General features: G+C 41.0%; 10 protein-coding genes and 1 pseudogene. 7 read left to right on the plus strand and 4 right to left on the minus strand.

From position 1 onward, the window contains the following. Nucleotides 1-8 precede the first annotated feature (8 nt). From BUA16_RS00365 to BUA16_RS00375, 3 genes are all read left to right on the plus strand, one after another. Nucleotides 9-1,169 carry an iron-containing alcohol dehydrogenase gene (locus tag BUA16_RS00365; RefSeq protein WP_072762658.1) on the plus strand — a complete coding sequence of 387 codons (1,161 nt, stop codon included), beginning with the start codon at nucleotides 9-11 and terminating at the stop codon, nucleotides 1,167-1,169. 58 nt (nucleotides 1,170-1,227) lie between these two features. Beyond that, nucleotides 1,228-1,911, plus strand: a complete 684-nt coding sequence (locus BUA16_RS00370; protein ID WP_072762659.1) for a type 1 glutamine amidotransferase domain-containing protein — start codon at nucleotides 1,228-1,230, stop codon at nucleotides 1,909-1,911. Between the two features lie 301 nt (nucleotides 1,912-2,212). Continuing rightward, nucleotides 2,213-2,998: a patatin-like phospholipase family protein gene (locus BUA16_RS00375; RefSeq protein WP_072762660.1), complete on the plus strand. Its 786-nt coding sequence runs from the start codon at nucleotides 2,213-2,215 to the stop codon at nucleotides 2,996-2,998. A gap of 57 nt (nucleotides 2,999-3,055) precedes the next feature. Here BUA16_RS00375 and BUA16_RS00380 read toward each other — a convergent pair whose 3' ends face one another. Beyond that, nucleotides 3,056-4,105 carry a ferredoxin--NADP reductase gene (locus tag BUA16_RS00380; RefSeq protein ID WP_072762661.1) on the minus strand — a complete coding sequence of 350 codons (1,050 nt, stop codon included), beginning with the start codon at nucleotides 4,103-4,105 and terminating at the stop codon, nucleotides 3,056-3,058. A gap of 222 nt (nucleotides 4,106-4,327) precedes the next feature. Between BUA16_RS00380 and BUA16_RS00385 the strand changes: the two genes are divergently transcribed. Further along, nucleotides 4,328-5,800, plus strand: a complete 1,473-nt coding sequence (locus tag BUA16_RS00385; RefSeq protein WP_072762662.1) for a DUF5687 family protein — start codon at nucleotides 4,328-4,330, stop codon at nucleotides 5,798-5,800. 20 nt (nucleotides 5,801-5,820) lie between these two features. Next, the gene (locus tag BUA16_RS00390) at nucleotides 5,821-6,516 is read left to right on the plus strand and encodes an ABC transporter ATP-binding protein (protein ID WP_072762663.1); all 696 of its coding nucleotides are present in this window, start codon (nucleotides 5,821-5,823) and stop codon (nucleotides 6,514-6,516) included. Between the two features lie 321 nt (nucleotides 6,517-6,837). On the opposite strand, the gene BUA16_RS00395 is transcribed toward BUA16_RS00390, so the two are convergent. The 3 genes from BUA16_RS00395 to BUA16_RS00405 form a co-directional block, all read right to left on the minus strand. Beyond that, nucleotides 6,838-7,194 carry a transposase gene (locus tag BUA16_RS00395; RefSeq protein WP_245795490.1) on the minus strand — a complete coding sequence of 119 codons (357 nt, stop codon included), beginning with the start codon at nucleotides 7,192-7,194 and terminating at the stop codon, nucleotides 6,838-6,840. An 85-nt stretch (nucleotides 7,195-7,279) separates the two neighbouring features. Next, the gene (locus tag BUA16_RS00400) at nucleotides 7,280-7,759 is read right to left on the minus strand and encodes a helix-turn-helix domain-containing protein (RefSeq protein ID WP_072762664.1); all 480 of its coding nucleotides are present in this window, start codon (nucleotides 7,757-7,759) and stop codon (nucleotides 7,280-7,282) included. 99 nt (nucleotides 7,760-7,858) lie between these two features. Beyond that, nucleotides 7,859-9,709, minus strand: a complete 1,851-nt coding sequence (locus tag BUA16_RS00405) for a hypothetical protein (protein WP_072762665.1) — start codon at nucleotides 9,707-9,709, stop codon at nucleotides 7,859-7,861. A gap of 176 nt (nucleotides 9,710-9,885) precedes the next feature. On the opposite strand from BUA16_RS00405, the pseudogene BUA16_RS18320 reads away from it, so the two are divergent. Together BUA16_RS18320 and porW are read left to right on the plus strand one after the other, a co-directional pair. After that, nucleotides 9,886-10,047 (plus strand): annotated as a pseudogene (locus BUA16_RS18320) (ABC transporter ATP-binding protein); the annotation flags it as partial. A gap of 442 nt (nucleotides 10,048-10,489) precedes the next feature. Beyond that, a complete protein-coding gene (gene porW, locus BUA16_RS00410; protein WP_072762666.1) occupies nucleotides 10,490-13,024 on the plus strand; it encodes a type IX secretion system periplasmic lipoprotein PorW/SprE in 2,535 nt (844 codons plus the stop codon). Nucleotides 13,025-13,029 lie beyond the last annotated feature (5 nt).

Raw genomic sequence — 13,029 nt, forward strand, 5'->3', positions numbered from 1 at the left:
CAACGCAGATGAACAATTTTCAATATAAAAATCCAACTAAAATCCTATTCGGAAAAGGGGAGATCGCCAATCTTTCCAAAGAAATTCCCCAAAATGCCAAGGTATTGCTGCTGTACGGTGGGGGAAGCATTAAAAAGAACGGAATTTACGAGCAGGTAACAGCGGCGCTTGATGGCGTTGAGGTGGTGCCCTTTGGCGGCATCCCGGCCAATCCGGAATACGAGGTATTAATGGAAGCCCTAGGGGTGATCAAGTCGCAAGAAATCGACTTCTTATTGGCCGTTGGGGGTGGTTCTGTCATCGACGGGACAAAATTTTTAGCGGCTGCGGCCCTGTATGAAGGCGATACGCCATGGGAGCTGCTAACGGCAGGGAAGCCAGTAGCCAAGGGAATGCCCTTTGGAGCGGTGTTGACCCTTCCCGCTACGGGATCGGAAATGAATTCCAATTCGGTCATTACCAGAAAAGAAACCCAAGAAAAATTGGCCATGAGCGGGGCGGGGATTTTCCCCGTATTCTCTGTCTTAGATCCACAAGTGATACGTTCTATTCCAGAACGTCAGTTGGCCAACGGTATCGCCGATGCCTTTACCCATGTTTTGGAACAGTATATGACCTATCCTATAGGGGCCTTGCTACAAGATAGAATGGCCGAAAGTGTCTTGCAGACCTTATTAGAAGTAGCGCCTGCCATCCTTAAGGATCCAACGGACTATCAGGCAGCGTCCAATTTTATGTGGAGCTGTACCATGGCCTTGAACGGACTATTGCCATTGGGCGTGCCTACCGATTGGGCAGTGCATGCGATGGGGCACGAGTTAACCGCAATGTACGGCATAGACCACGCCAGAACCTTGGCGATTATGGCGCCTAGTCACTACCGTTTTAATTTTGAAACCAAGAAAGAGAAGTTGGCACAGTTTGCAGAACGCGTTTGGGGAATAACCCAAGGGAATGTCGATGAAAAAGCCCATGCTGCCATAGACAAGACCGAAGCTTTTTTCCATGAATTGGGAATTGCGACCAAGCTTTCACAATATACAGACGACTTTCAGGGGACGGCAGAAACCATTGAAAAGCGCTTTACCGACCGCGGATGGTTGGGCTTAGGGGAACACCAGTCCCTAAAACCTTCCGATGTGGCCCAGATAGTGACTATGGCCTATTAAAAGAAGGAAGTACTAGCGCTAAAGCACATTGAAGTTCAACTAAAAACAACAACAAAAGATGAAAATATTATTCGTACTAACCTCCCACGATACCTTGGGAGATACCGGAAAGAAAACAGGATTTTGGATAGAAGAGTTTGCCAATCCATATTATAAATTATTAGATCAGGGAGCCAATATTGTATTGGCCAGCCCTAAAGGGGGAAAAGCCCCTATAGACCCTAGTAGTGATACCCCAGAGGCCAGTACCGAAGACACGGAACGCTTTAAAAAAGATGCGGTAGCTCAGGAAAAAATCAATAATACCAAGAAATTGGATACGATCGATCAGGCCGATTTTGATGCTGTTTTTTATCCAGGCGGGCATGGGCCCTTGTGGGATTTGGCAGAAGACAAGGTATCGGTACAACTGATAGAATCCTTTAACAGGGCCGAAAAACCAATTGGCTTTGTCTGTCACGCACCTGCTGCCTTGCGCCATGTGAAGGGCACCGATGGAGAAGCATTGGTAAAAGGGAAAAAAGTAACCGGATTTTCGAATACCGAAGAGGCCGCGGTACAATTGACCGATGTAGTTCCCTTTTTGGTAGAAGACATGCTAAAAGAACAGGGCGGTACCTATAGTAAGGTCGCCGATTGGCAGCCCCATGCCCTAAAAGACGGAAATTTGGTTACCGGGCAAAATCCGGCATCCTCGGCCCTGGTGGCCGATGAGCTCCTAAAGATGTTGAAGAGTAAATAAAGTAGTCTTTTTAATAGCAACGTCTAAAGCCTGTTCTTGATATGATAGAACAGGCTTTTTTTGATGTGTTACAATTAGGACACTGTCAGTAAGGTTGACGAATAAGGTGGGACCATGGTTTCTATAGGCAAAAGAACCTTTAAAGTTTTTTTAACTGAGAAGAAGGAATAAAAGTTTAAATTCAGCCTAAAAAATAGGCGGAGTCTAATTTGAAAAAGGTAAATTTAAAGATGAAGGTTGCCCTAATTCCTTTAGGGCGCCCGTAAGGGAGTACCGACATATATTAATAATAACAAAAAGAATGAATTTATCGGAGGTAGAAAACAAATCTTTGGGTTTGGTATTATCTGGGGGAGGGGTAAAAGGGATGGCGCATATAGGCGTTATACAGGCCCTTAATGAATTTGGTCTCAAAGCCCATACTATTTCAGGAAGCAGTGTAGGGGCATTGATAGGGGCCTTATATGCCAATAATAATTCGGTATCGGACATGCTTACCTTTTTTAAGGAAACCCCATTGTTCCGATATAACTTTATGACCATTTTAAAACCTGGACTTATAGATACCGAACGGTATTTTGAGTTGTTTTTAAAATACTTCCCCGAGGATTCTTTTGAAAAGTTAGATCGGAAACTGCATGTGATCACCACGGATCTGCAACAAGGCGATCAGCGGGTGTTTTCGCAAGGAGAACTTATTCTGCCCTTGTTGGCTTCTGCCGCACTACCACCAGTTTTTAGTCCGGTCGAAATAGAGGGACAGTTATATGCCGATGGAGGTATTATGAACAACTTTCCCTACGATGAGGTAGTGGGAGAGACCAATTTTATCATCGGCAGTAATGTTTCTGGAATCAACCAAATAGGGAAAGAAGGTATCAAATCGTCCTTACAGTTGGCGAACAGAACAACGGCCTTGATGATATACGCTACGAATAGGGAAAAAATAAATAAATGCGATCTTATTTTTGAGCCTCGGGAACTCGAACAGATTGGGGTGCTCGATAAAAAGGGGATCGAAAAAGCCTATGATATTGGCTATGAACACGCCGTTATGAAGATTAGGGATCGATTTATAAATCGTTGATCATAAAAAAACCACGCGAAAAGCGTGGTTTTTTTGATTTTAGCTCAAGGCTTCCACCTAAACGTCATCGTAGTCTACTTTTAAAGTAGGGGTCGTAGGGTGTGCTTGGCAGGTAAGGATCAATCCTTCGGCAATTTCACTGTCCGTTAAGATCTGATTTTTCACCATTTCTGCCTGCCCTTCGGTAACCCTGGCAATACAACTACTGCATACACCACCTTGGCAAGAGTAGGGGGCATCTATATTTTCTTTAAGAACCGCATCGAGGACGATGGCCTTTTTATCCATAGAAAAAGAAAACTCCTCGTCATCGACCACTACGGATACCTGTGTTAGTCCCTCCAAGTTTACCGGTAGTTCGTCCTTGATCTCGGTAGCGGTAAACAGTTCAAAATGTATTTTCTCGGCAGGAACATCCTCTTCTTTTAGGGTATCGCTTACCAAATTGATCATGGCCTCTGGACCGCACAAAAAGTAATCGTCAAAGACGGTGTCCTTGTGTTTGTTCTTTAGGGTATAGTTCACCGTAGAAACATCGATACGACCAAAAAGAGAATTTTCTTCCCTTTCTTGGCTGCAGATAAAGTTTATAAAAAATCGATTGGCATATTCTAACTGAAGTTTTACCAATTCTGTATAAAACATGGTCTCTTTATAGGATTTGTTCCCATAAACCAATACAAATTTACTCTTAGGGTTGCTGGCCAAAACCGTTCTGGCAATACTAATAATGGGGGTAATACCACTACCGGCAGCAAAAGCCGCTATGTTTTTAGCTTTATCGGTAGGCTTAAAAACAAACCTTCCTTCTGGGGGCATTACTTCCAATACATCTCCTGCTTTGATCTTTGTATTGGCATAATCCGAAAAGCCGCCTTTGTCTACTTTTTTTACTCCAATGGTAATGGCCCCAGCAGTAGGAGAAGAACTAATAGAGTAGGCTCTTCGCAATTCCTTGCCTTTAAGTTCTTTTTTGATGGTTATATATTGTCCAGAAGTAAATGCAAAGGTCTGTGCCAGGTCTTTTGGAATGGTAAATGTAATTGCTACTGCATCGTCCGTTAAAGGCTTTACGTGCTGTACCGTAAGGGAATGAAAATCTGCCATATTAAAAATTTGCCGTAAAATTACGGAAAGCTAGGACGATACAAAATGAGATTGCGAAAAAAACACCTAATATTCTCGTGCATAAGAAAGTTGTGTATAGGTTTAAAGGAAAAAATCGAAGTCTGGACGGTAATTTTACCAATGGAAACCTTAAAAATGTTTACATTGTTGTAACAAAAAGTAGGCTTACCATACCAATTCAAAGCAAATCCCTTTTACCTTATGCTAAAACACTTTCTTACTTTAGAATGGAAATCTTTTTTTAGGGCGGCTTCTTTTAAGGCCAATCTGCTGATCAAAATTTTTATGGTTTTTGGGGCCCTTTATTTTATGGCCGTTTTCCTTGCCTTGGGAGTAGGGGCTTTTTATATCATAGAAAAAGCAGGCTGGGGCGACCCCTTGGAAATAGTAAACCAATTTATGATCTACTATTTGGTGGGCGATCTCTATATTAGGTATATGCTGCAAAAGATGCCGATTACCAATATAAAGCCCTTGTTGTATCTCCCTATAAAAAAACAGCAGGTAGTGCATTATTCCCTGGGAAAAACGCTGGTTTCTTTTTTTAACTGGTCCCATGCTTTTTTCTTTATTCCTTTTTCCATTGTCTTGTTGATAGAAGGCTATGCCCCCCTTGGCGTTATAGGATGGCATTTGGCCATGATGGCCCTTATTTTTAGCAATAACTTCATCAACGTTTTACTGAACAATAAAGATCGCTTGCTCTATGGCCTCCTTGGCCTGGCCATTGTTTTGGGCATATCGCAATATTACGGGCTGTTCAATATAACGGACTATACGGCTCCCTTCTTTCATATGCTGTTCCAACAACCATGGACGGCCTTGTTGCCGGCAGCCATCCTTGTTTTTCTTTATATTTTCTCTTTTCGGTATTTTAAGAAATACATGTTTTTAGATGCCGGTCTGGCCGGTAAAAAGTCCACTGCCAAAACAGAAGACTATGCTTGGTTGAACCGCTTTGGGAATCTGGGCACCTTTTTAAAGAACGATATTAAACTCATCCGAAGGAACAAACGTTCCAAAACGTCGGTAATCATGAGCTTCTTCTTTATTTTTTATGGCTTGTTATTTTTTACGGGCAGTATAGAAACCTATGACGCTCCTGTTTGGAAAATATTTGCCGGGATATTTGTCTCGGGTGGCTTTCTCTTTAGTTTTGGGCAGTTTGTACCTAGTTGGGACAGCGCTTATTATCCTTTAATGATGAGCCAAAACATACAGTACAAGGAATACCTGTCTTCTAAATGGTATTTAATGTGTATTGCCACGGTCATTACGACCATCTTGGCTTCTTTTTATCTCTATTTAGGAAGGGACGCTTATTTGGCGGTCTTAGTGGGGGCTATTTACAATATTGGCGTCAATTCGTACCTGGTCCTTTGGGGCGGGGCCTATATAAAAACGCCTATAGACCTAGGTTCCAACAAAAAGGCTTTTGGCGATAAACAGTCCTTTAATTCCAAAACCCTCTTACTGACCTTGCCCAAACTTATTTTGCCCTTAGGAGTATACGCCCTTGGGCACTATTTAATAAGTCCGGCTGCAGGCTATGTTTTTGTTGCCTTGAGCGGTTGTATTGGCTTTGCCTTTAAAAATGCCGTGTTTGCCAGAATAGAGAAGATTTATAAAAAAGAAAAATATAAAACCTTGGCCGCCTACAAGCAAAAAGCCTAGGGAATTTAATAGCTATAGTTATGATCACTACCCAAAATTTAACCAAAACCTACGGTGAAGCCACCGTGTTAAACATAGAACATTTAGAAATCCCCAAAGGGCAGAGTTTTGGGCTGGTGGGGAACAACGGTGCCGGAAAGACCACCTTTTTTAGTTTGTTGCTCGATTTGATTGAGCCGACAACCGGCCATATCAGTAACCATGGAATACAAGTAAATAGCAGTGAAGCCTGGAAACCCTTTACATCGGCCTTTATAGATGAAACTTTTTTGATTGGTTACCTGACCCCGGAGGAGTATTTTTATTTTATTGGGGAATTAAGAGGGCGAAACAAAGCCGATGTCGATGCCTTATTGGCCGGGTTTGAGGATTTTTTCCATGGGGAAATTCTAGGGCAGAAAAAATATTTGCGCGACCTCTCCAAAGGAAATCAGAAGAAGGTGGGGATTGTAGCCTCTTTTATTGGAGATCCGGAAGTCATAATTTTAGACGAACCTTTTGCTAATTTAGACCCAACCACCCAAATAAGGCTCAAGGGAATTATTAAAAATATGGCCGCGGAAAAGGAGGTCACCATTTTAGTGTCTAGCCACGACCTTATTCATGTGACCGAAGTCTGCGAGCGCATTGTAGTACTGGATAAGGGCCAAATAGTAAAAGACATTGAAACCGAAGCAGAGACCTTGAAGGAGCTCGAAGTTTTCTTTGGTGGATAAGGGATGAGAGGCCGGTTATGACAAAAAGATCCTCCAAATGTTTTTTTGGAGTTCTTACGGTGGAATAGGAAAGAAACTGCCAACTATCTTTGCTGATAAACTGCCGTTTGACAGCTATTTTGCAGAAGAAACGTACTGTACACAACTGGGGAAGCTAGTTGATAAGGTTGCAATAGGTTTTGGCCCTAGAATTAAATAATAATTATAAGTTAAAACAAGCCTTAAATGTGTTTATATAAAACTCAGAATGCACAATATTGATTACGGTCTCGTTGTTAATTTCTGTTTTAACAGTATGATTTAGCCACTCCTTAAGTTCCTTTAAGTTTCCAAACGTTTTGTTTTTAAATATTGCCAAACCTTTCCGAACGGGTTTAGTTCCGGGGTATATGGCGGTATTCTTATAGGCTTAATGTTGTCAGGGATATTTATATTTTTAGTAGAATGAAAGCCTGGATTGTCTATTACTACAATTTTTAGCTCCTCTGGTCTATATAATGAAAACTCTTTGCGGTAAGCTTCAAAAATAAGCGTATCAACACCTTCTACCTCCCAAGTAAAATGGCTTCCGTCCATTGGGGAATAGCTTCCGTACAAATATGTGTTTTTAAAAGCTTGTTGGTAATTCACTATGGGTTTCACTCCCTTGGCAGTAAGTGCCGTGCCTACATGGGGCATCAGCCCAAACCGACTTTCATCTTGAAAATAAAGGTTAGCCGATCTGTAGTCTTTATTAAGGCTTAATCTTAATTGCTCTAAGGTATTAGGGTGTTTTTTTGAAGACCTCTAGGGCCTGTTGGTCTTTTTTTAATGTGATTTTCTTGGTTTTAAAGTGGCGTATCAAATAGGCTCTTAAGGTTTGGTATTTAATGTCTTGGCCATGGTGTTCCTTGGCCCAGTAAACAGCATGCCAATAGCCCAGAAGTGGATCTTTAGAGTCATTTACTTTGGCTTCCAGCGCCTTGTGGAGACGTTCACTTTTGACACCCTTATAGTTTCCACCACTTTGAAGTGTTGTCAAGGAATCAAAACCAAATTTTTTATACTGTTTTATCCAGGTCTTTAGTGTTGAATGTCCTACACCGATAAATTCTGCTAAATCTGCTTGACGCTTAAATTTGTCTTTTTTTAAGAGTATAAGACTTTGGATCCGTTGGCGAACCTTAAAAGAGGTATTAGTCTTAAAGGTTTTTTCCAAAGTTTCTACACGCTCTTCTATCTCTATTTTTGATGTTATTCCCATGACCGATCGATTGTTTACGGATGGCACTATACTGGCAATATTAAAAGGGAGCGTCTCGTTAGACGCCCCCTTTTGGTTTGTGATTATATTTTTAAAACATTAGTCCGTCTGAACCGTATTTCCATTTTCCTCTAAGATACTCTTATCCGTCAAGCCTTGCGCCGTGGGAGTTGTGGCAGGGGTTTGCCTAAGATTTATGGATTTGCCTGTTAAAGCAGGGCTGATGGAGGCCAATTTTTCCAAAAGACCATTTACACTTACTACATCTAGCCCGTTATAATCAAATGATATGGAATTTTCCTGAACTGAGGTTAAACTTGGAAGTTCTAGGGTGGTCAAAGCAGAATTTTTTTGAATTTTTAATTCCCCATCAATTGTTTCCAACAAAGAAATATCAAGCGACGTCAAAGCAACATTTCTTTCAACGCTAAAATCACTATCAACAGTTCTTAACTTGGCTAGATTTAAGACGCTCAAAGCATCCTCTTTATTGATATCGACCGATCCTGCCGATTCTAACGATGGAAATTCAAGGCTTGTCAACTGATTGCCCCAAATAAAAAGACGACTTGTAGTTTCCAACTTCGGAATTTCAAGGGTGCTCATAGCATCATTATCTGTGATAAAAACACTGTCATCCAGAGTTTTCAATTTCGAAAGATTAATATCCTTCAATGCGGGATTCTCCTTAATAATAACCCTTCCACTAATTGTTTCCAACAAAGGTAAATCTACCGCGGTCAATTCTTCATTATTGCTAATGTTGATAACATCTTCTAACGTCCTCAACATAGGAAATTTAATACCCTTCAAAGCGGAGGTCTCCTGAACGTTAAGCGAGCCTAGTATTTCTAGTTCAGGAAAATTAAAACTGGTTAAGGTATTATTTCCTTTTATCGATAGACTACCTTCCAGTGTTTTTAACATTGGAAAATTAAAACTGGTTAAGTTGTTGTTGTTCCTTATCAATAGATAATTTTTCAGTGTTTTTAATTTTGGAAAATTTAACCTGGTCAAAGTTTTATGGGTGCTAATAGTAATAAACCCGTTCACTATTTCCAACTTTGGAAGATCTATATTGGGTAAAGTGTTATTATTTACAATAAAAAGAGAATTGTATACAGTTTTCAATTCCGGAAGATCTATTTTGGGCAAAGCGTTATTATTTACAATAAAAAGAGAATTGTATATAGTTTTCAATTCCGGAAGATTTAACCTGGACAAAGAGTTAAGTGTAAAAAACCGTAAACTATGTTTCACTATTTCCAACTTTGGAAGATTTATACTTGCTAAAGCGTTATTATTTCCAATAATAAGGCGCTCTAAGGTTTTCAACAATGGAGCATTTACACTTGTCAAAGTATCATTATTCTCAATATAAAAAGGGTTGCTTACCTCTTCCAGCTTCGGAAAATCGATACTCGTTAAACTTGTATTATTCACAATCTTTGCATCAGTGTACACCCGATCGCCATAACTTCGCTCTCCAGAGCCCACTCTTGCCAAGTTTCCGAGGGATATTGTTTTCAATAAATTGTTATCCCTAATAGAAAAATGGTCGTACACATCTGTTACTGTTGGTAGTTCCACTGAGGCTAGCGCTGTATTGCGCTCAATAACCAGACCTACTAATCTTAGGTCTTGGGTTACCGCACTAAAGTCTGCCGTAGTTAGTTGAGTGGTATTTACAATTTTAATATACTGGGTGTCACTACCAAAATCTTCAAGAATAATTTGACTGGCTTCTGCATCGGTGATGTTACCAGTTAGGACTATATAGGTTCTACCAGAATTATCCACGCCATCTTTGCCATCAGCTCCATCTTTGCCATCTGAGCCGTCTTGACCAATAGAACCGTCTATCCCATTCTTTGTACAACTATTAAAAGAAAATGAGATAAATAAAGCCAATAGGATTGAGAATGTAATTTTAATAAAGTTTGTTTGCATACTATTAATTAGATGATTTTTATTAAAGTGCAAACATATAATTTTATAGGATTACACTTACTAATGAGGAGGATTTATTGAATACAAAAAAATACTGGTAATAGGGGTGTTTTTCTTGAAACTTAATACCAATTCGGACTTACCCTTCACATAGTTGTTTAACCTAATAAAATATGGCCGCGGAAAAGGAGGTCACCATTTTAGTGTCTAGCCACGACCTTATTCGTGTGACCGAAGTCTGCGAGCGCATTGTAGTACTGGGCAAGGGGCAGTTGGTAAATGACATTAAAACCGAAGCAGAGACCTTGAAGGAGCTCGAAGTTTTCTTTGGTGGATAGCGGCAATAGGGGTGCGCATTAAAAGGGAGCGATGACTGTCATTGTTTGCAGTGTTTTGCGTTAGGGAGCGCGGCGGCATCCCCGCAGCGGAGCAAGGGATATAGCCAAGGGCCCGCCCGACGAAGGAGGGAACGCCCAAAGAAAAATGCTCCCACTTGAAATTTGACCATGATTTGTGGTTAAAACCAATCTCAAAAACGCTTTAAACGGCTTTCTTTTGAGATAAAACGAATACAAACCTGCACTTTACCTTAAAAAAAATATCTAATTATGTATTAAAAAAATCTGCTTCCAAAAGTCCTAACACCTTGTTTTTCTGAGCAACAGCCTTTGTTTTGCTCCCTACGGCGGGCAAAGAAGTCAAAATATTTGTACATTACCCCCCAATAGCATAATAATTATGCAGTTTTTTAGTTAAGGATACATACGAAGACATACTATTTTGAAACTCCGCCATACTCTTATAGCACTACCCCTTTTAGGAGGAATCCTTTTTAACGCCTGTTCTACTAAAAAGGACACCTTTGTAAATCGCAATTGGCATGCGATGAATACCAAGTACAATACTTTGTACAACGGAAATCTTGCCTTTGAAGAAGGACGCCAAGGGCTTAACGATACTTACCGGGACAATTATTGGGAGATACTGCCCGTAGAGCGGATGGAGGTGACCGATGATATAAAATTAGATTCGGAAGACAACAATCCCAACTTTATCATTGCCGAAGAGAAGGCTGCCAAAGCCATACAGAAGCACAGTATGATGATAAAGGATACCGAACACAACCCCCAAACCGACGAAGCTTTTCTACTGCTGGGGAAGGCGCGGTATTTTGATCAGCGATACATTCCTGCCCTGGAGGCTTTTAATTATATATTAAACCGATATACCTATAGCGATAAGCTGAATGAAGCGGTGATATGGCGCGAAAAAGTGAATATACGCCTCGAAAATGAGGAGATAGCCCTAGAAAATCTTAAGCGCCTTTTAAAGTTGTACCGCCTTAAGGATCAGGAGTATGCCGATGCCCGTGCTATGATGGGGCAGGCCTATATTAATTTAAAAGTAGTAGATACTGCTATTCAGCAGTTAAAAATAGCATCGGCCTATACCCGAAAAAATCCGGAAAAAGGACGGTACTATTATATTATAGGGCAATTGTACAATCAGTTGGGGAAAAAGGACAGTGCCAATATGGCCTTTGATCAGGTAATAGCCCTAAACAGGAGTTCGCCCCGAGTGTATAAGGTGAATGCTGAACTTCAGAAAATCCAGAATACCGTAATTACCGAAGAAAATAAGGAAGCGGTATTTGAGTTTCTTTCGGAAATGGAAGAAAACAGGGAAAACAGGCCTTTTTTAAATAAAATCTACCATCAATTGGCCCAATACCACTTGGGCGATGGGTCCGATAGTTTGGCCTTGGACTATTTTAACAAATCCTTGCGGGCTACCGAGCGGATGCCACAGTTAAATGCGCTGAATTACGAGGCAATGGCCCTATACAATTTTGAGGACAATAACTATAAGGTGGCGGGCGCCTACTATGACAGCGTTCTGTTGAACCTTCCTGAAAACACCAATAAATATAGGGTGGTCAAAAAGAAATTGGACAATCTGCAAGACGTTATAAAATACGAGGATATTGCCAAAGATACCGATAGTATCATTAGCCTTTATGAAATGCCCTTAACGGCTAGGGAGACCTATTTTAAGGACTATATTGCCCAATTAAGGGCAGCGAAGGAGGAAGCACAAAAGGGGAAGGATAAACTTATAAATACAGGGGTGGCCTCCTTTGGCAATGCCAAAGGGGGTAAAGACAGCCAAGGGAAATTTTATTTCTACAATGTTACCGCCCTTGGCTATGGAAAAACCGATTTTAAGTCCAGATGGGGGAACCGTGTTTTGGAAGACGATTGGCGATGGTCTACTAAAACCAAGGTGCAGGCGCAATATGCCGATACGCCCATGGACCGGGCAGAGGCTCCTTTGGCCGCGACGGACGAGCAGCAATACAATCTAGATTTTTACTTGGAAAGCATTCCACAAGAAGAGGCTATTATCGATAGCCTTCGCAGGGAGCGCAATTTCGCCAACTATCAATTGGGGTTGATTTATAAAGAAAAATTTAAAGAAAATCATTTGGCTGCTGCCAAGCTCGAGGCCGTCCTAAAATCGGCTCCCGAAGAGCGCCTTATCATTCCGTCTAAATACAACCTGTACAAAATTTACGAGGAGGAGGGGAGTCCGCTTGTAGTATCCATGAAGAACGATATAATAGCGAATCATCCCGAATCGCGCTATGCCGAAATCCTCATCAATCCACAGGCGATATTACAGGGCAGTGTAGAGAGTCCCGATGCCAAATACGGTGAATTGTACAAGATGTTCCAAAATCAGGAATATGTGGCAGTCATTGCCCAGGCCGAGGAAAATATCGCCAAATATACCGGTGACCCCATAGTGCCAAAATTGGAGATGCTAAAGGCAAATGCCATAGGAAGGGTCATGGGGTACGAAGATTTTAAGGAAGCTTTGAATTTTGTAGCGCTGAACTATCCTAACCATCCCGAAGGCAAAAAGGCCCAGGCCATGGTAAACGATCTCTTGCCAAGATTGTCGAATACGGATTTTATAAGGGCGTCCGAAGAAGGGAGTAGGGGAAATTGGAAGTTGGTTTTTCCTATGAAAATAAAGGACAATGCCAAGGCTTTGAAGCTGAAGGCGCTGTTAGAAAAATCGATGAAGGATTTAAAATACACCCATAAGATTTCCAAAGACATTTATACTATTGAGGATCAGTTTGTAATCGTCCATGGCTTTTTGTCCGAAGAGTATGCTCTGGGATATGCCGAACTGTTAAAAAACAACAAGGACTATCTAGTCAATGATGAGAATTTCGTAATTTTATCGACCAATTATAAAATAGTTCAAATCCATAAAAATCTGCAGGCCTACAGGGCGCAGCAATAATCCCC

Source organism: Arenibacter nanhaiticus, assembly GCF_900141935.1.
GTDB lineage: Bacteria > Bacteroidota > Bacteroidia > Flavobacteriales > Flavobacteriaceae > Arenibacter > Arenibacter nanhaiticus.